This is a genomic window from Mesorhizobium sp. B2-4-1, assembly GCF_006442185.1.
Classification (GTDB): Bacteria; Pseudomonadota; Alphaproteobacteria; order Rhizobiales; family Rhizobiaceae; genus Mesorhizobium.
Genome location: NZ_VFVN01000009.1, coordinates 140649 through 158674, shown reverse-complemented (window position 1 = coordinate 158674; position 18026 = coordinate 140649). Strand labels below are relative to the sequence as shown.

The window sequence follows — 18026 nt, the reverse complement described above, 5'->3', positions numbered from 1 at the left end:
GCCCTCTTTTTTCCTCGGAGAAGCAGATGGGTATCCGCACGCTCGTTGCCATGCTGGTCGTTTCGCTGGCCGTGATCGCGGTGCTGGCGACGCAGGAAACATACAGGCTGTTCCTACCGGGACTATTGCAGGGTGCCGTCCTGACGATCGAGATCGCCGTCCTCGGCAGCCTGCTGGCGGTCGTGATGGGGGTGCTCGCCGCGCTGGCGCGCATGTATGGTCCAGCGCCCCTCAGATGGCTGGCGACGGTCTATGTCGAAATCTTTCGCGGCACCTCGGCGCTGGTGCAATTGTTCTGGCTGTTTTTCGTGCTGCCGCAATTCGGGGTCACGCTCGACGCGTTTCCCGTCGCGGTGCTGGCGCTTGGCTTGAATGTCGGCGCCTATGGATCCGAATGCGTGCGCGGCGCAATCCAGTCGGTCGCGCGCGGCCAATGGGAGGCGGGAACGGCGCTCAACATGAGCCGCGCGCAAATGCTGCGCCGGATCATCCTGCCCCAAGCCTTCGTAGCCATGATCCCGCCCTGGGGCAATCTGTTCATCGAGCTTTTGAAATCGACGGCGCTGGTTTCGCTGATCACGCTCACGGACCTCGCCTTCAAGGCGCAGCAGATGAACCAGAACACCTTCAAGACCATTCCTATCTTCACGCTGGTGCTTTTGATGTATCTCGCCATGTCGCTCACCGTTTCTATCGGCATGCGGCTTCTCGAAAGGCGGGCCTCGCTCGGTCTGGCGCGGGGGAGGGCGGCGTGATCTGGGATTGGAGTTTTGCCGCCGAGATCCTGCCGGTGCTCGCACGCGCCGCCGTCGTCTCGATCGAGGCGACGCTGCTCGGCTTCGTCATCGCGGCTTTGCTCGGGCTGGTCCTCGCGGTAATCCGTATCGCGGTGCCCTGGACCGGCTGGACGATCTCGGTGCTGGTCGAACTGATCCGCTCGACGCCGCTGCTCATCCAGATCTTCTTCCTCTATTTCGTCTTTCCGAAATTCGGCGTCGTGCTCGACGCATTCACGGCCGGCGTTCTGGCCATCGGCATTCACTACGCCGCCTATTGCTCGGAAGTCTACCGCGCGGGCTTCGACAACATCCATCGCGGCCAGTGGGAAGCCTCGATCGCACTCAACCTCTCCTCCTGGACGACCTTTCGCGACATCATCATCCCGCAGGCGATACCGCCGATCGTGCCGGCGCTCGGCAACTATCTCGTCGCGCTGTTCAAGGAGACGCCGCTGCTGTCGGCCATCGCCGTGCTGGAACTCATGCAGACGGCCAAGATCATCGGCTCCGAGACTTTCCGCTACACCGAACCGATCACGCTGGTCGGCCTGTTCTTCCTGGCCATGAGCCTGGTTTCGGCCGCGCTCATCCGTGCCCTCGAACGCCTGCTCAACCGAAGGACCGCGCGATGACCGAACAACCGATGGTCCGTTTCGACAATGTCTCGAAGCGTTATGGCGCGCTCACCGTGCTCGACGGGCTGAACCTTGAAATCGCGCGCGGCGAGAAGGTTTCCGTCATCGGACCGTCCGGTTCCGGCAAGACCACGGTCTTGCGCATGCTGATGACGCTGGAGACGATCAATGACGGCGTCATCTGGGTCGAAGGCGAGCCACTGACGCATATGAAGCAAGGCGGAAAGCTGGTGCCCGCCAATCTTGCCCATATCCGCCGCATCCGGGCGAAGATCGGCATGGTGTTCCAGTCTTTCAACCTGTTTCCACACATGACGGCGATGGCCAATTGCATCGAGGCGCCGATGACCGTGCTTGGCATGAAGCGGGCCGATGCCGAGGCACGGGCGGCCGAGCTTCTCGACATGGTCGGGCTGTCGCAGAAGAAGGATCATTATCCTTCCCAGCTTTCCGGCGGCCAGCAACAGCGCGTCGCCATTGCCAGGGCGCTGGCGATGCGGCCCAAGATAATGCTGTTCGACGAGGTGACGTCCGCGCTCGATCCGGAACTTGTCGGCGAAGTGCTGCAAGTGATAAGGCAAATCGGCCGCGAGCATGATCTGACGATGCTCATGGTCACCCACCAGATGGGCTTCGCCAAGGAATTTTCCGATCGCGTCTGCTTCTTCTACCAGGGCAAAATTTGCGAGCAGGGGCCGCCAGCAGAGCTTTTCGGCGCACCCAAGAATGAGCGGACGCGGCAGTTCCTGCACGCTGTCCTGGAGGCTGGATGACGCTTGATACGGATGCCTCGGCCAAGACAGTGCCGCCTTCGCGTCCGCTTTCGGCGCGCGAACGGTTCGAACGCATCTACCTAATCCTGCGCGACCGTATCTGCCTGCTCGATTATCCGCCGGGGAGCCGGCTCTCCGAAGAAGAACTCGCCCAGGAATTCGAGATCAGCCGCACACCGGTCCGACGCGTGCTGGCGCGGCTCGAGGCCGAAGGCCTTGTGCAATCGGTTCACGGCGTCGGTACGATCGTCACCGACGTCGACATCGAGGAGTTGCAGCAGGTCTATCATCTGCGACTGGAACTCGCGCTGCTTGTCGGCAAGCTTTCGCCAATTCCCCGAACGGCGGTCGACCTCGATCGCATCCGAGCGCTCATCGCGCGCTGCGATTCCGATATGCTCAACCCGGATCAGCGTGCCTTTCTGCAGCTGAACATGGACTTCTTCACTGAACTATCCGGCATGACCGGGAACCAGCCCCTGCGCGAAATAAGCGAAAGACTGTATTTTCAGGTTGCGCGCGTAGTCCTCAAGATGATGCCGCAACTCGGCCTTGTGGAGGAGTTCACGGCCTTCCGGCGCGAAATGGAGGAAGTGCTGGCCGCCGCGGAAATCGGAGACTGGGAATCGATCGGGCACATCAGGCGAGCCCATATCTCGATGAGCTTTCGGCGCATGGTGCGCCATGCCGGCCGACATGATGAATTTGACGGCAAGACCTGACGGTCGTCCTTTGTCATGGTGACGTAGCTTGCGGCGCCGAGAAGCGCTGCTGCTCCGTCCTCTTATTTAGGGTGCCGCCGTTCAGCCACGGCATCAGGCACCACCACCAGCTTGCCGACGAAATCCTTGGCGATGAAATCGGCTTGGGCGCGGTGGAAATCGGAAAGCCTGTAGACGCCGCCGACCAGCGGCCGGATCTTGTCTTCCTCGATATAGCGCACGATACGGCGGAAATCCGCACGTGTGCCCTGGCTCGAGCCGTGGAGCTGAAGCTGCTTGAGATACATGGTCCTGAGATCGAGCTGGACGACCGGGCCGGCGATGGCGCCTGCGGTGGTGTAGCGGCCCTCGGGCCTCAGGATGCGCAACAGATCGTTGAAGATCGCGCCGCCGACAAGGTCGGCCACGACGTCGATGGGCTGGCCGCCGGTCACCTTGGCCACGGCTTGCGGCAGGTCGGCCACGCCACGGGTGATCACGGCTTCGGCGCCGATGTCGAGCACCGCCTGCTCCTTGCCCTTGCCGACGACGGCATAGGGAATGGCTCCGCGCGCCCGCGCCAATTGCACGATGCCGGAGCCGACGCCGCCCGAGGCGCCGGTGACCAGCACGCGTTCGCCGGCCTTGAGCCCTGCACGTTCCAGCATCTGCTCGCCGGTGAGATAGGCGCAGCAGAAGGTGGCGAGTTCGACATCGCTCAAGTCAGTGTCGACGACATGGGCGTTCTCGGCCGGTACAGCCTGGTATTCGGCGTAACCGCCGTCGCGGCCGTGACCCATATAGTCAATGTCGGCGAGCGAATCGTCGTCGCGATTGTAGATCGAGAAATCGACCATCACTCGTTCGCCGATGCGTTCCGGCGAGACCCCTGCGCCAACGGCAGCGACGGTGCCGACCGTGTCGGTGCCCTGGATACGCGGAAAGGTCAGGGTGTTGCCCTGGCGCCGCCATGTCGACACGGCCCCTGCGTCCTCCTCCGTGCCATAGGCGCCCTGGCGAACCCAGACGTCGGTGTTGTTCATGCCGCAGGCGCTGACCTTGACCAGCACTTCGCCGGCGGCGGGCACAGGCACTTTCACGTCGGTGCGGTAGACGAGCTTTTCCGGGCCGCCGTGGCCGGTAAGCTGCACGGCCGCCATGGTGGCGGGGAGGGTGGGATGAGAGGTCATCGCGTTCACTTCCGAATACTTTGTAGGTGGCGCTGCCCCTCACCTTTACCCTCTCTCCGTGAACGACGAGAAGGTGCCGGCAGGCGGATGAGGGGCAGCGCCGATCTCGGCAATTAGAGATTGGCGAACACGCTCTTCACGGCATCGGCGGTCTTGGCCACCACGGTGTCAGCCTCCTCGCGCGTCAGGCAAAGCGGCGGGGCGAAGCCCAAAATGTCGCCCTGCGGCATGGCGCGGCCGATGACCCCGCTTGCGGCGAGGGTCGTGGCGATCTGCGGTCCGATCTTCTGCGCCGGATCGAAGAACACACGGTCGTCCTTGTCGGCGACGAACTCGACCGCCGCCAGCATGCCGTCGCCGCGCACCTCGCCGACGTTTTTGTGGCCGCCGACGGCCTTGGTTAATTCGGCGCGGAAATAGGCGCCGGTCTCGCCGGCATTCCTCACCAGATCCATCTCATCGATCAGTTCGAGGTTGGCCACACCCGCGGCGACGCAGATCGGATGCGCCGAATAGGTCCAGCCGTGCCCCAGCGAGCCGAGCTTGTCGGAGCCCTGCACCAGAACCTGCCACATCTTGTCGGCGACGATGACGCCCGACAGCGGCGCGTAGGCGGAGGTCAGGCCCTTGGCAATGGTGATCAGGTCCGGCTTGATGCCGTAATGGTCGGAGCCGAACATGGTGCCCAGCCGGCCGAAGCCCGTCACCACTTCGTCGGCGACCAGGAGCACGTCGTACTTCTTCAGCACCGCCTGGATTTTCTCCCAGTAGCCGGCGGGCGGCGGCACGATGCCGCCAGTGCCGAGGATCGGCTCGCCGATGAAGGCGGCGACGGTCTCGGGGCCCTCGGCCAGGATCATCTCCTCGAGCTTGTCGGCGCAATGCTGCGAAAATTGCTCCTCGCTCATCGAACGGTCGGCGCGGCGGAAATAGTAGGGCGCCTCGGTGTGCAGGATCGGCGCGCGCGGCAGGTCGAAGGCATTGTGGAAGAGATCGAGCCCGGTCAGCGACCCCGTCATGATGCCGGAGCCGTGATAGCCGCGCCAGCGCGAGATGATCTTCTTCTTCTCCGGGCGGCCAAGCACGTTGTTGTAGTACCAGATCAGCTTGATGTTGGTTTCGTTGGCATCCGAACCGGAGAGGCCGAAATAGACCCTCGACATGCCCTTCGGCGCACGGTCGATGATCATCTTCGACAGCGTGATCGAGGCCTCGGTGCCGTGGCCGACATAGGCGTGGTAATAGGCGAGGTTCGTGGCCTGGGCGGCGATGGCGTCAGCGATCTTCTGGCGGCCATAGCCGACATTGACGCAGTAAAGGCCGGCGAAGGCATCGATACTTTTTCTGCCGTTGCTGTCCCAGACGGTGACGCCTTCACCGCCGGCCATGATGCGCGTCGGCGATTCACCGCGCGCGTGGGTGCCCATATGCGTCGAGGGATGGAAGAAGTGATCACGATCCCAGGCGGCGAGTTCATTGGACTGGTCGAGCATTCTTTTGACTCCTTGAGGAACGTGGACGCGGCTTAAGCGACGTCCAGGCAAAGATATTTGAGATCGGTGAAAGCTTCGAGCCCCTGACGCGAACCCTCGCGGCCAATGCCGGACTGCTTGACGCCGCCGAACGGGATCGGCGCACCGGTGATCTTGACGCGGTTGATGGCGACCATGCCGTAGTCCAGCGCCCGGCCCAGGCGCTGCTGGCGGGCGCCGTTCTCGGTCACGACATAGGCGACCAGACCATATTCAGTGGCGTTGGCGCGCGCGGTCACCTCGTCCTCGCTGTCGAACGGCGTCACGGCTGCGACCGGACCAAACGTTTCTTCGCGCATGATCAGCGCCTCGTCAGGCACGTCGGCCAGCAGCGTCGGCTGGTAAAACAACGGGCCGGCCTGGTGCCTTATGCCGCCAACGAGGCAGCGGGCGCCATGGGCGAGCGCGTCGGTGACCTGCTCCTCGACCTTCTTGACGGCGCGCTCATGCATCAGCGGGCCGATGTCGCTTTCGTCGGCAAGGCCATTGCCGGTCCGCAGCGCCTCGATGCGCTTGGCGAAGGCGGCGCAGAAACGATCATAGATCGGCCGCTGGACATAGATGCGGTTGGCCGCGAGGCAGTCCTGGCCGGACGTGGCGAATTTGGCGTCGACGGCGATGCGCACGGCCTTGTCGAGATCGGCATCGGCAAAGACGATCAGCGGCGCGTGGCCGCCAAGTTCCATAACCAGCCGCTTCATCGTCGGCGCGCTCTGGGCCGCGATCAGCCTGCCGATCTCGGTCGAACCGGTGAAGCTCATGGCGCGCACGCGAGGGTCCTCGCACATTCGCCCGACAATGATCGACGCTTTGCCTGTGACGACATTGAAGACGCCGGCGGGCAGGCCGGCGCGCTCGCCGAGTTCGGCCAGCGCCAGCGCCGAGAGCGGCGTTTCCGAAGAAGGGTGGGCGACGATGGTGCAACCGGCGGCAAGGGCCGCAGCCGCCTTGCGGGTCAGCATGGCGGACGGGAAGTTCCACGGCGTCACGACGCCGACGACGCCGAGCGGCTCGCGCCGCACCGTCATTTCCGCGTTCGCCAGATGGCTGGTTACGCTTTCGGCGTTGAGGCGCTTTGCTTCCTCGGCATACCATTCGACGAAGGAGGCGGCATAATCGATCTCGCCGAGCGATTCCTTCAAGGGCTTGCCCTGTTCCAGCGTCATCAGCAGAGCGAGGTCATCCTTCGCGGCGGTGATGAGGTCGAACCATTTGCGCAGGATTTTCGAGCGCTCCTGCGGCAACAGCGCCCGCCAGGCAGGGAAAGCGCGCGCCGCCGCGTCGATCGCACTTGCCGTCTGGCGGCCATCGAGCGCGGCGACGAAGGCCACCGTGGCGCCGGTCGCGGGATCGGTGACCTCGAAGCTCTCCGCCGCCTCGCTTGCCGTCCAGTGCCCGTCGACATAGGCAAGCTCGCGCAGCAGCCGGCGGTCGGCGAGGCGGTCGAGCGCCTCATGGCGGTGCGAACGGGCAAAGTGCGCGGACATCATCGATTGCTCCCGATTGGGGTGACGCCGCAAGACTAGGGGCGTCGGCGCGAAGGATGAGGCTGTTTAGGTGCAGCTATATAGAGAGATTCTCTCTATTCGGCCGGAGAGCAGGACGATCTGTCTAGCCGCAGGGGTGGGGCGGGTGCTTTCGCGCGTTCTCCGAGCGTACGGTGCCAGATGAACGCTGGTTTCGATCTCAGGACTGCACCGGCAACAGATCGGCAAGCGGTAGCACGGTCTCGTCCTTCACCGTCTTGATGACGATGTAGGTGAAGTAGCGATCGATGCCGATTTCGCGTTCGAGCAAGGCATCGACCAGCCGCTGATAGGTATCGATATCGCGCGCCATCACCTTAAGAACGTAGTCGACGCCGCCGCCCACCGACCAGCAGGCTACAATCTCAGGTATGTCGCGGATGACACGCTCAAAGCGGTCGAAATCGGCTTGGCGGTGGCTAGCCAGCGTCACCTCCATCAGCACGGTGGCGACGGGTGCGACGACGCGCATGGCAATCGAGGCATGATAGCCGGAGATGATGCCGGCCTTTTCCAGCTTGCGCAGCCGCATCCAGCACGGCGTCGGTGACAGGCCGACCTTGTCGGCCAGCGCCAGCTTGGTGATGCGCCCGTCACGCTGGATCGCGTCGAGGATTCTGAGGTCGATCGGGTCGAGTTTCGCGGCGGCCATCTGTATCCACTTTTTGGTCCCGCCGTACCATGACGGCGCATTATTTCGATTGTCAATTGCACTGATTTCGATCTCTAATAAGTCATGACATTATGGCAACCTGATCCCGCGCTCATCCGGCGGCCCGCCTACCAGTCGCTGGCCGACCAGTTCGCACGCGCCATTCATGATGGGCGGCTCGCCAACGGCGCGCGGCTGCCGACGCATCGCCGGCTGGCCGACGAGTTGAAACTATCGGTGCAGACGGTCAGTCGCGCCTATGAGGAACTGATTCGCCGCGGCCTGATCTCGGGCGAGATCGGCCGCGGCAGCTTCGTCCAGACGCAGCGGCGCGAGCCGGAGCCGCCCTATCTGCCGGAGCGGCTGGGCGAAGTAATCGATCTTTCGATCCTGAAGCCGGTCTGCGAGCCGATGCATCTGGAGCGGCTGAAGCAGGCTCTGGGCTGGCTGGCCGACAACCTGCCGTCGAGCTCGGCGCTGTCGTTCCGGCCCAACATGGTGTTTCCCCGTCACCGCGCCGTGGCGGTCGAGTGGCTGAAACTGTGCGGTCTTGATGCGTCGCCGCAGAATATCAGCCTTACCAATGGCGCTACCGCCGGCATGACGGTGGCGCTGATGAGCGTGGCGCCGCCCGGCTCGACCGTCGCCACCGAGGCGATCGGCCACCATACGCTGGTGCCGCTCGCCCGCTATCTCGGCTTCAACCTCGAAGGCCTGCCGATAGACGGCAATGGCCTTATCCCGGAAGCGCTGGACGAGGCCTGCCGGATCTCCGACATCCGCGCCGTGTTCGTGCAGCCTTCGGTGATCAACCCGACGGCGACGCTGATGGATGCGGCGCGGCGCGAGCAGATTGCGGCGGTTGCGCGCAGGCACGACATAGCCATCATCGAGAACGATGTGCTGGGGCCGCTGGTCGAGGACCGGCCGCCGCCGGTCGCCGCCTTCGCGCCTGAACGCACGCTCTACGTCACGTCCTTCACCAAGATCGTGGTGCCGGGCCTGCGCATCGGCTATCTCGCCGCCCCCGACCGCTATGTCGCCGCGGTCGCCAACCGGCATCTGGTTTCCAACTGGATGGCGACGCCGCTGGTGGCGGAAATCGCCACCAAATGGGTGACCGACGGCACCGCGATGGAACTGGTGCGCTGGCAACGCACAGCATTGCGGCGACGCCAGGACATCGTCGCCGAGGTGCTGGCCGGCGTCGACTATCGCACCCGGCGCGACGGACTGCATGTCTGGTTGCAGTTGCCGGCCGACCGTGCCGAGGAGAGCTTCGTCGCCCAGGCGCGCCTGCAAGGCGTGGCGATCGCGCCCGGCGCTTCCTTCCGCATCTCGCAAGCGCCCTGGCAACCGGCGGTGCGCATCTCGCTGGGTTCGACCACCGAGGGGGAACTGCGCGCCGGCCTCGGCGTTGTCACCAAGCTGCTGCTTGGCGACCCCGAGCATCTGCTGCTCGCAATCTAGCGAGATGTGCCGCTATCCAGACGATGCCGACCGCCAAAGGTGTCCCCGGTGCTTGATTTCGATCTCGGCACATTGCTAGGCACTGAATGTCCAAGAATTGTGCGGGATCAGAATAATTGTCATGATATTATTTTCCCAATTGACATGATTTGGCGGGTTCCGCATCGTTAAGGGCATAGGCTTCTCCAGCACGGGAAATTCGTTTGTCCGCATCCGCGCCTATCATCAAGGTCGATGGCATTTCGAAAAGCTTCGGCACTTTCAAGGTGCTGGACGGCCTGTCCATGCAGGTCATGCCCGGCGAGAAGCTGGCGCTGATCGGTCCGTCCGGCTCGGGCAAGACGACGATCCTGCGCATCCTGATGACGCTGGAGCGCATCGATGGCGGCCACATCCAGATCGACGGCGAGCATCTCTATCACATGGAGCGAAACGGCCAGCTGCTGGCCGCCGACGAGCGGCATCTGGCCAGGATGCGCCAGAAGATCGGCATGGTCTTCCAGCTGTTCAATCTCTTCCCGCACAAATGCGTCATCGACAATGTCACGCTGGCGCCGATGCTGACCAAGGGCACGCCGCGCGCTGCCGCCGAGAAGCGGGCGATGGAATTGCTCGACATGGTCGGCATGGCCGACAAGGCCAAGGCCATGCCGGCACAGCTTTCGGGCGGCCAGAAGCAGCGCGTCGCGATTGCCCGCGCGCTGGCGCTGTCGCCCCGGATCATGCTGTTCGACGAGGTCACCTCGGCGCTCGATCCCGAACTGGTCGAGGAGGTGCTCAACGTGATGCGCAAGCTCGCGGCCGAAACCGACATGACGATGCTGCTCGTCACCCATGAAATGGGCTTTGCCCACGACTTCGCCGACCGGGTGCTGTTCTTCGACCGCGGCCGCATCGTCGAGGAGGGCAAACCCGATGAGATTTTCCGCCATCCCAAACAGGAGCGCACGCAAGGTTTCCTGAAGAAGATCATCGCGGCCGGACATCGCGTCTGACCGCCATGCCAGAGGCGGCGACACCGTCCGCAAGGGCGGTATTGCCGTCCTGAAATGACTGCAACCAAGAACACAAACATGGAGTTGGGAACAATGAAAAAACTTGGCATTCTGGCCGGCGTCGCCGGTCTTGCGCTGACCGCGGTGCTCGCGGCCTCGAACATCGGATCGGCCGACGACAGCAAGCTCGAGCAGCTGAAGGCGCAAGGCTTCGCCCGCCTCGCCATCGCCAACGAGCCGCCCTACACGGCGGTCGCCGCCGACGGCAAGGTTTCGGGCGCCGCGCCCGACGTGGCACGGGAAATCTTCAAGCGGCTGGGCGTCGCCGACGTCGCCGCGTCGATCTCGGAATATGGTGCCATGATCCCCGGCCTGCAGGCCGGCCGTTTCGATGTCGTCACCGCCGGCCTGTTCATGAAGCCGGAGCGTTGTGCGGCGGTTGCCTATTCCGAGCCGGTGCTGTGCGACGCCGAGGCGATGCTGGTGAAGAAAGGCAATCCGAAGGGCTTCAAGAGCTACGAGGATGTCGCCAAGGACACCTCCGCCACCATCGGCGCGCCCGGCGGCGGCACCGAGGAGAAGCTCGCGCTCAACGCCGGCGTGCCGCGTGACCGCGTCATCGTCGTGCCCGACGGCCAGAGCGGGCTGAAGATGGTGCAGGACGGCCGCATCGACGCCTATTCGCTCCCCGTCCTGTCGATCAACGATCTGATGAAGAAGGCCAATGACCCGAGCCTCGAAGTCATAGCACCCGTGCAGGGCGCGCCCGTCTATTGCGACGGCGCCGCGTTCAAGAAGGGTGACGAGGCGCTGCGCGACGCCTTCGACGTCGAGCTCGCCAAGATGAAGAAGTCGGGCGAGTTCGCCAAGATCATCGAGCCCTACGGCTTCTCGGCGGCGGCGGCGATGTCGACGACGCGCGACAAGCTCTGCGCGGCGAAATAAGCTCTTTTCCTTCTCCCCGTCCACGGAGAGAAGGTGGCCCGAAGGGCCGGATGAGGGGCAGCGCGCGTTTCTCCGAGCTTGGAGCCGCCTCTCATCCGCCTGCCCGTCCTTAGCGGCAGCTGCGCTGCAGCTAAGGAGGGTGAACCTGCATCTTCTCCCCGTGAGAGGGGAGAAGTTACTAAAACCAAACGTTGGAAGCCTCTGATACATGACCCAGTGGTCCGGCTATCTCGGCCTGATATTGCAGGGAGCGCTTGTCACCATCGAGCTGACGCTGATGGGGTCGGTGCTGGCCCTCGTGATGGCCTTCCTGGCCGGCATGGGGCGGCTGTCGCGCTTCTTCGCGTTGCGGGCGCTCGCCACCGCCTATATCGAATTCTTCCGCGGCACATCGATTTTCGTACAGCTGTTCTGGGCCTATTTCGTGTTGCCCCTGGCGGGCGTCGAACTCACTCCGCTGCAAGCCGGCGTGCTGGCGCTGGGCCTCAATGTCGGTGCCTATGCGGCGGAAGTGGTGCGCGGCGCCATCCAGTCGGTCGGCGCCGAGCAATACGAGGCCTGCACGGCTCTCAATCTCGGCCGCTGGCAAGGCATGCGCCATGTCATCCTGCCGCAGGCGCTTCTGGTGATGCTGCCGACCTTCGGCAACAACGCCATCGAACTGCTCAAGGCGACATCCGTCGTCTCGCTGATTTCGCTCGCCGATCTCACCTTCCAGGCGCAGGTGGTGCGCTCGCAGACCGGCAGCACGCTGATGCCGTTCACCACCATCCTGGTGATCTATTTCGCGCTCGCGCTCGTCATCTCCTGGGGCGTGCGGTCGCTGGAGCGGCGCATGGCGCGCGGCCTCGACGGAGTGCGCGTCTGATGGATTGGGCCCTGTAATGGATTGGGACTGGGATTTCGTCCGGCAGACCCTGCCGACGCTGATCGAGGGGGTGAAGATCACCATCCTGGCGACGGTGCTCGGCTCGGTGCTGGCGGCAACCGTCGGGCTGGGCATCGCACTGGCCCGCCGCTCGCCGAACAAGATGATGTCGCGCACGGTCGGCTGGGCGGCCGAATTCATCCGCGGCACGCCGCTGCTGGTGCAGCTCTACTTCATCTTCTACGTGCTGCCCGATTTCGGCATCCTGCTGCCGCCGCTGGTGGCCGGCGTCATCGGGCTTGGGCTGCACTACGGCACTTATACGGCGGAGGTCTATCGCGCCGGCATCGAGAACGTGCCGCGCGGCCAGTGGGAGGCGGCCAAAGCCTGCAATCTCAGCGCTCGGCAGACCTGGACCCACATCGTCATACCGCAGGCAATCCCGCCGATGATCCCGGCGCTGGCCAATTATTTCATCGCCATGTTCAAGGAGACGCCGCTGCTGTCGGCGATCACCGTGCTGGAGCTGATGAACCAGGCCAAGAGCGTCGCCAACACCTATTACCGCTATGTCGAGCCGATGACGCTGGTCGGCGCCTTCTTCCTGATCATCAGCCTTTTCTCGGTTATGCTGCTGCGCTGGCTGGAACATCGCTACGGCAAGATCGAAAGGTAGTTCCCATGAAGCCGCTTCCCGAAATCAGGCTGATGCCGACAAGGCCCGCACTCGAGGTGCGCCCGTTGGAAAAGCGCGTCGGCCTGATCATCCTGGCCACCGACCACACCAGCGAGCCGGACTTCCGTCGCATGGTGGCGAGTGAGAGGATCGGCATCTATGTCGCCCGCATCCCCTATAAGAATCCGACCACGCCTCAGAATCTGCGCAAGATGCAGCCCGAACTGACGGCTGGCGCGGCGCTGATCCTGCCGGACGAACCGCTCGATGCCATCTGCTACTCCTGCACGTCGGCCTCCGTGGTGATCGGCGATGCCGAGATCGAGGCGGCGGTCCAGGCGGCCAAGCCTGGCGTGCCCGTGGTCACGCCGCCGATGGCGGGCGTGCGCGGACTGAGGGCTCTGGGCGCGAAGAGGATCAGTATTCTCACCCCCTACACCGTCGAGACGAGCCGGCCGATGGCGGCCTATTTCGCCGAACGCGGCTTCGAGATCGCCGGCTTCACCTGTCTCGGCTTCGAGGATGACCGCGAGATGGCGCGCATTGCGCCGGCAGCCCTCGTGGATCTGGCGCGCGAGGCGACTGACCCGCAGGCCGAGGCGTTGTTCGTGTCCTGCACGGCGCTGCGCTCGGCGCTGGCGGTTGCCGCGATGGAACAGGCTATCGGCCGCCCGGTCGTCACCAGCAACCAGGCGAGCGCGTGGAATTGCCTGCGACTGTGTGGCGATGATGTGCCGCGTCCGGAGTTCGGGCGGCTGACGACCTTGCCGCTTGGACAGTAAGGTCATGTCCTGCATGCACGAGCGACCCATGACGCACGCCGTCGCCCTTTCAGACATCCGCGCCGCGCGCCAACGCATCACCAGCAAGGTCGAGCCGACACCGGTCGTGCCGTCCGAGAGCCTGTCGGAGCGGCTCGGCCTTCCCGTTCACCTCAAGCTGGAGCACCGCCAGACCACGGGCAGCTTTAAGCTGCGTGGCGCCTCGAACGCCATTGCTTCGCTCAATGCCGAGCAGCGGGCACGCGGTGTTGTCGCGGCCTCGACCGGCAATCACGGCCGCGCACTCGCCCATGCCGCCAGGCTCGAAGGCATGCGCGCGGTGATCTGCATGTCGCGGCTGGTGCCTCGGAACAAGCTCGATGCCATCCGCCGCCTCGGCGCGGAAATCCGCATTGTCGGCGACAGCCAGGACGACGCGCAGCAGGAGGTCGAGCGGCTGGTGGCGCAAGAGGGTCTGGTGATGCTGCCACCCTTCGACCATCCCGACATCATCGCCGGGCAGGGCACGCTCGGGCTGGAGATCATGGAGCAGATTCCTGACGCCGCTCTGGTGCTGGTGCAGCTCTCCGGCGGCGGGTTGGCCTCCGGGATTGCCGCAGCGGTCAAGGGCGTCAGGCCGAGCACAAAGGTCGTCGGCATCTCGATGGCGCGCGGCGCGGCGATGAAAGCCAGCCTCGAGGCGGGGCGCCCGGTGCAGCTGGAGGAACTGCCGACGCTGGCGGATTCGCTCGGCGGCGGCATTGGCCTCGACAACCGGCTGACCTTTTCCATGTGCCGAGACCTGCTCGACGACGTCGTGCTGCTTTCCGAAGACGAGATCGCCGCCGGCATCCGCCATGCCTATGAACAGGAGCGCGAGATCGTCGAGGGCGCCGGCGCGGTCGGTATCGCTGCGCTGCTTGCCGGCAAGGTGAAGCCAAACGGACCGGTGGTCGTTCTGCTTTCCGGTCGCAATATCGATATGAGCCTGCACAGAAAGATCGTTTGCGGCGAAGTAGTTGCGGAGCGCGCCTGATGAGCCGGATGACCATCCTTACCGAGAAACAACTACGCGAGATCGTAGCTCTCGATCTCGACGCCGTCGCCTGCGTCGAAAACGCCTTCCGGGCGCTCGCTACCCTGCCGGTGGCGATGCCGCCCATCCTGCGGCTCGACATCCCCGAGCATCGCGGCGAGGTCGACGTGAAGACCGCCTATGTGCCTGGCATCGACGGCTTCGCCATCAAGATCAGCCCCGGCTTCTTCGACAATCCCAAGCTCGGCCTGCCCAGCGTCAACGGCATGATGGTGCTGCTGTCGGCAAAAACCGGTTTGGTCGAGGCGTTGCTGCTCGACAATGGCTATCTCACCGACGTCCGCACCGCAGCCGCCGGGGCGGTCGCCGCAAAACATCTGTCGCGGCCGGATTCATCCATTGCCGCGATCTTCGGCGCCGGCGTGCAGGCCGGATTGCAGCTCGAGGCGCTGCGCCTGGTGCGGCCGATCGAAGAAGCTCGCATCTGGGCGCGCGACGCGGCCAAGGCGCAAGCCGCGGCCGGCGCCTTGAGCGAAAAACTGGGCATCGTGGTGCGCGCAGAACCGGATGCGGCCAAGGCGGCCGCCGGCGCCGACATCATCGTCACCACCACGCCCTCGACAGAACCATTGATCAAGGCCGGCTTCGTCTCGGCCGGCCAGCACATCACCGCCATGGGCTCGGACGCCGAGCACAAGAACGAGATCGCACCGGCAATCCTGCGCATGGCCGATCTCTATGTCGCCGACAGTGCAAGGCAGACGCGCCGGCTCGGTGAATTGCACCATGCCATCTCCGCCGGCGTGATGGCGGCGGACACGGAGGTGGCCGAACTCGGTCAGATCATCGCCGGCGAACGGCATGGCCGGCGTGCGGCGGACGACATCACCATCGCCGACCTGACCGGCACCGGCGTGCAGGACACCGCGATCGCCACGCTAGCCCGTGACCGGGCCCGGGTCGCGAAAGCCGGAACCATTTTTGAAAGTTGATGCTGGCCGCAAGAGCATGATCCGGAAAAGTGGGAACCGGTTTTCCGAGGAGATCATGCTCAAACAAAAAATTACCTGGAGCCAGATTCAACGGAAGTTGAAGCGGGTTCCAGGGCCCAACAAACGAGGACCAACAAAATGCAACCGAATTTGAAATTCTCGCGAAGCGAGTATGCGGATCGCCTCGCCAAAACGCGGAAAGCCATGGCGGCGAAAGGCGTCGATCTGCTTATTGTCAGCGACCCCTCCAACATGGCCTGGCTCACCGGCTATGACGGCTGGTCCTTCTACGTGCATCAGGCCGTCATCGTGCCGCCGTCGGGCGAGCCGGTCTGGTATGGCCGCGGTCAGGACGCCAACGGCGCCAAGCGCACCGCCTATCTCGCGCATGACAACATCGTCGGCTATGCCGATCACTATGTGCAGTCGACCGAGCGCCATCCGATGGATTTCCTGTCGAGCGTGCTTGCCGATCGCGGCTGGGGCAAGCTGACCGTCGGCGTCGAGATGGACAATTACTGGTTCTCGGCCGCCGCCTTCGCCTCTTTGCAGAAGCACCTGCCCAATGCCCGTTTCGTCGACGCCACCGCGCTGGTCAACTGGCAGCGCGCTGTGAAGAGCCCGACCGAGATCGACTATATGCGCAAGGCCGCCCGCATCGTCGAGGCGATGCACCAGCGCATCGTCGACAAGATAGAGGTCGGCATGCGCAAATGCGATCTCGTCGCCGAGATCTATGATGCCGGCACGCGTGGCGTCGACGGCATCGGCGGCGACTATCCAGCGATCGTGCCGCTGCTGCCGTCGGGCGCCGACGCCTCGGCGCCGCACCTGACCTGGGACGACAAGCCGATGAAGTCGGGCGAGGGCACGTTCTTCGAAATCGCCGGGTGCTACAACAGGTACCATTGCCCGTTGTCGCGAACAGTGTTCCTCGGCAAGCCGACACAGGAATTCCTAGATGCGGAGAAGGCGACGCTCGAAGGCATGGACGCGGGGCTCGCGGCAGCCAAGCCCGGCAACACGTGCGAAGACATCGCCAACGCCTTCTTCGCGGTGTTGAAGAAATATGGCATCGTCAAGGACAACCGCACCGGCTACCCGATCGGCCTTTCCTATCCGCCGGACTGGGGCGAACGCACGATGAGCCTGCGCCCCGGGGACCGCACCGAGCTGAAGCCCGGCATGACCTTCCATTTTATGACCGGCCTGTGGCTGGAGACGATGGGGCTGGAAATCACCGAATCCATCCTGATCACTGAGACGGGCGTCGAGTGCCTGGCCAATGTGCCGCGCAAGCTGGTGGTGAAGAATTGAAACCGATGTCCGACCTTCGTCCGTCGCCGGTCTCGCCCTCGGTCGATTTCGATCGCGACGGCGCACAGCACGGTTTCCTGCGCCTGCCCTACAGCCGCGACGATTCGGCGTGGGGCTCGGTGATGATCCCGATCTGCGTCCTGCGCAACGGCAAGGGGCCGACGGCCCTTCTGACCGGCGGCAATCATGGCGACGAATATGAAGGGCCGCTGGCGCTCTATGATCTGGCGCGCACGCTCGATCCCGCCCAGGTCAGCGGCACGGTCATCATCGTGCCGGCGATGAACTATCCGGCCTTCCGCGCCGGCACACGCACCTCGCCGATCGACAAGGGCAACATGAACCGCAGCTTTCCAGGCCGGCCAGACGGTACGGTGACGGAAAAGATCGCCGATTATTTCCAGCGGGAGCTGCTTCCCCGCGCGGATATCGTGTTCGACTTCCATTCCGGCGGCAAGACGCTGGACTTCGTGCCGTTCTGCGCCGCCCATACGCTGCCGAACAAGGCCCTGGAGCAGAGGGCCTTCGCGGCGGTCGAAGCCTTCGCGGCGCCGTTCTCGATGCGCATGATCGAGATCGATGCCGTCGGCATGTACGATACCGCCGCCGAGGACATGGGCAAGGTGTTCGTCACCACCGAGCTCGGCGGTGGAGGTACGTCGAGAGCCGAGACGGTGCGGATCGCCCGGCGCGGCATGCTCAACGTGCTGAGGCATGCCGGCATCGTTGCCGGTGCGGTCGAAAAGACGCCAACCCAATGGCTCGACATGCCGTCCGGCGATTGCTTTGCCTTCGCGGAGGAAGACGGCATGGTCGAGACGATGGTCGATCTCGGCGAGCCTGTCGAGAAGGGCGCGGTGCTGGCGCGCATCCATTCCACCGGCCGAACCGGCATCGCCCCCCAGGAGATCCGGGCAAAAATGTCGGGCATGTTGGCGGCGCGGCATTTCCCCGGCCTGGTCAAGGCCGGGGACTGCGTCTCGGTGGTTGCCGCATTGGTCGACTAACGGAAGGGTCGGCCTGCACGGCGGGCAGGCTTGGACCTATCTCGCATTCTTCCACCCTGGATCCAGATAGCGGCCGGCGAGCCAGCCCGGCCGCGCTCACGGCTCCGGCCGGCGCGTCGCGGCGGCACGTGCCTTGCCATCGCCTCAGACATCCAAAGCCACCGTCATCGA

Annotated in this window: 18 protein-coding genes; 14 read left to right on the top strand and 4 right to left on the bottom strand. The window is 64.3% G+C overall.

The window, feature by feature from the left end; translation table 11 throughout:
• The first annotated feature begins 26 nt into the window (after positions 1 to 26).
• The 4 genes from ehuC (FJ949_RS22535) to FJ949_RS22520 are packed head-to-tail and all read left to right on the top strand — an operon-like array spanning position 27 to position 2909.
• On the top strand, positions 27 to 755 hold the full coding sequence (ehuC, locus tag FJ949_RS22535) for an ectoine/hydroxyectoine ABC transporter permease subunit EhuC (protein ID WP_140499282.1): 729 nt from the start codon (positions 27 to 29) through the stop codon (positions 753 to 755).
• Positions 752 to 1411, top strand: coding sequence for an ectoine/hydroxyectoine ABC transporter permease subunit EhuD (ehuD, locus tag FJ949_RS22530; protein ID WP_140499281.1), 660 nt, complete (start codon positions 752 to 754; stop codon positions 1409 to 1411). Before ehuC (FJ949_RS22535) ends, ehuD (FJ949_RS22530) begins: the two co-directional genes overlap by 4 nt.
• On the top strand, positions 1408 to 2187 hold the full coding sequence (gene ehuA, locus FJ949_RS22525; RefSeq protein ID WP_140499280.1) for an ectoine/hydroxyectoine ABC transporter ATP-binding protein EhuA: 780 nt from the start codon (positions 1408 to 1410) through the stop codon (positions 2185 to 2187). Before ehuD (FJ949_RS22530) ends, ehuA (FJ949_RS22525) begins: the two co-directional genes overlap by 4 nt.
• A complete protein-coding gene (locus FJ949_RS22520) occupies positions 2184 to 2909 on the top strand; it encodes a GntR family transcriptional regulator (protein WP_140499279.1) in 726 nt (241 codons plus the stop codon). The genes ehuA (FJ949_RS22525) and FJ949_RS22520 overlap by 4 nt, the downstream gene beginning before the upstream one ends.
• A gap of 62 nt (positions 2910 to 2971) precedes the next feature.
• Here the strand turns inward: FJ949_RS22520 and FJ949_RS22515 are convergent, their stop codons facing one another.
• The 4 genes from FJ949_RS22515 to FJ949_RS22500 all read right to left on the bottom strand — a co-directional run bounded on the left by FJ949_RS22515 (position 2972) and on the right by FJ949_RS22500 (position 7788).
• On the bottom strand, positions 2972 to 4078 hold the full coding sequence (locus tag FJ949_RS22515; protein ID WP_224646819.1) for an alcohol dehydrogenase family protein: 1107 nt from the start codon (positions 4076 to 4078) through the stop codon (positions 2972 to 2974).
• A 113-nt stretch (positions 4079 to 4191) separates the two neighbouring features.
• Positions 4192 to 5571, bottom strand: a complete 1380-nt coding sequence (locus FJ949_RS22510; RefSeq protein WP_140499277.1) for an aspartate aminotransferase family protein — start codon at positions 5569 to 5571, stop codon at positions 4192 to 4194.
• A gap of 32 nt (positions 5572 to 5603) precedes the next feature.
• Positions 5604 to 7097: an NAD-dependent succinate-semialdehyde dehydrogenase gene (locus FJ949_RS22505; RefSeq protein WP_140499441.1), complete on the bottom strand. Its 1494-nt coding sequence runs from the start codon at positions 7095 to 7097 to the stop codon at positions 5604 to 5606.
• A 199-nt stretch (positions 7098 to 7296) separates the two neighbouring features.
• Positions 7297 to 7788 (bottom strand): Lrp/AsnC family transcriptional regulator, encoded by a 492-nt coding sequence (locus tag FJ949_RS22500; RefSeq protein WP_140499276.1) that lies wholly within the window; start codon positions 7786 to 7788, stop codon positions 7297 to 7299.
• A gap of 84 nt (positions 7789 to 7872) precedes the next feature.
• On the opposite strand from FJ949_RS22500, the gene FJ949_RS22495 reads away from it, so the two are divergent.
• The 10 genes from FJ949_RS22495 to doeB all read left to right on the top strand — a co-directional run bounded on the left by FJ949_RS22495 (position 7873) and on the right by doeB (position 17855).
• Positions 7873 to 9258, top strand: coding sequence for a PLP-dependent aminotransferase family protein (locus FJ949_RS22495; protein WP_140499275.1), 1386 nt, complete (start codon positions 7873 to 7875; stop codon positions 9256 to 9258).
• A 203-nt stretch (positions 9259 to 9461) separates the two neighbouring features.
• Positions 9462 to 10253: an ectoine/hydroxyectoine ABC transporter ATP-binding protein EhuA gene (ehuA, locus tag FJ949_RS22490; RefSeq protein WP_140499274.1), complete on the top strand. Its 792-nt coding sequence runs from the start codon at positions 9462 to 9464 to the stop codon at positions 10251 to 10253.
• A 93-nt stretch (positions 10254 to 10346) separates the two neighbouring features.
• Positions 10347 to 11198: an ectoine/hydroxyectoine ABC transporter substrate-binding protein EhuB gene (gene ehuB / locus FJ949_RS22485; RefSeq protein ID WP_140499273.1), complete on the top strand. Its 852-nt coding sequence runs from the start codon at positions 10347 to 10349 to the stop codon at positions 11196 to 11198.
• Positions 11199 to 11406: 208 nt separating this feature from the next.
• On the top strand, positions 11407 to 12066 hold the full coding sequence (ehuC, locus tag FJ949_RS22480) for an ectoine/hydroxyectoine ABC transporter permease subunit EhuC (protein ID WP_140499272.1): 660 nt from the start codon (positions 11407 to 11409) through the stop codon (positions 12064 to 12066).
• 16 nt (positions 12067 to 12082) lie between these two features.
• The gene (gene ehuD, locus FJ949_RS22475) at positions 12083 to 12742 is read left to right on the top strand and encodes an ectoine/hydroxyectoine ABC transporter permease subunit EhuD (protein WP_140499269.1); all 660 of its coding nucleotides are present in this window, start codon (positions 12083 to 12085) and stop codon (positions 12740 to 12742) included.
• A gap of 5 nt (positions 12743 to 12747) precedes the next feature.
• Entirely contained in the window at positions 12748 to 13524 is a 777-nt protein-coding gene (eutA, locus tag FJ949_RS22470; protein ID WP_140499267.1) for an ectoine utilization protein EutA, read from the top strand.
• Positions 13525 to 13552: 28 nt separating this feature from the next.
• Positions 13553 to 14539, top strand: coding sequence for a hydroxyectoine utilization dehydratase EutB (gene eutB / locus FJ949_RS22465; RefSeq protein ID WP_140499265.1), 987 nt, complete (start codon positions 13553 to 13555; stop codon positions 14537 to 14539).
• A complete protein-coding gene (gene eutC, locus FJ949_RS22460; RefSeq protein ID WP_140499263.1) occupies positions 14539 to 15531 on the top strand; it encodes an ectoine utilization protein EutC in 993 nt (330 codons plus the stop codon). The genes eutB and eutC overlap by 1 nt, the downstream gene beginning before the upstream one ends.
• A gap of 138 nt (positions 15532 to 15669) precedes the next feature.
• Complete coding sequence (doeA, locus tag FJ949_RS22455; protein WP_140499261.1) at positions 15670 to 16848, top strand: ectoine hydrolase DoeA; 1179 nt, start codon at positions 15670 to 15672, stop codon at positions 16846 to 16848.
• A gap of 5 nt (positions 16849 to 16853) precedes the next feature.
• Entirely contained in the window at positions 16854 to 17855 is a 1002-nt protein-coding gene (doeB, locus tag FJ949_RS22450; protein WP_140499259.1) for a N(2)-acetyl-L-2,4-diaminobutanoate deacetylase DoeB, read from the top strand.
• The last annotated feature ends 171 nt before the right edge of the window (positions 17856 to 18026 follow it).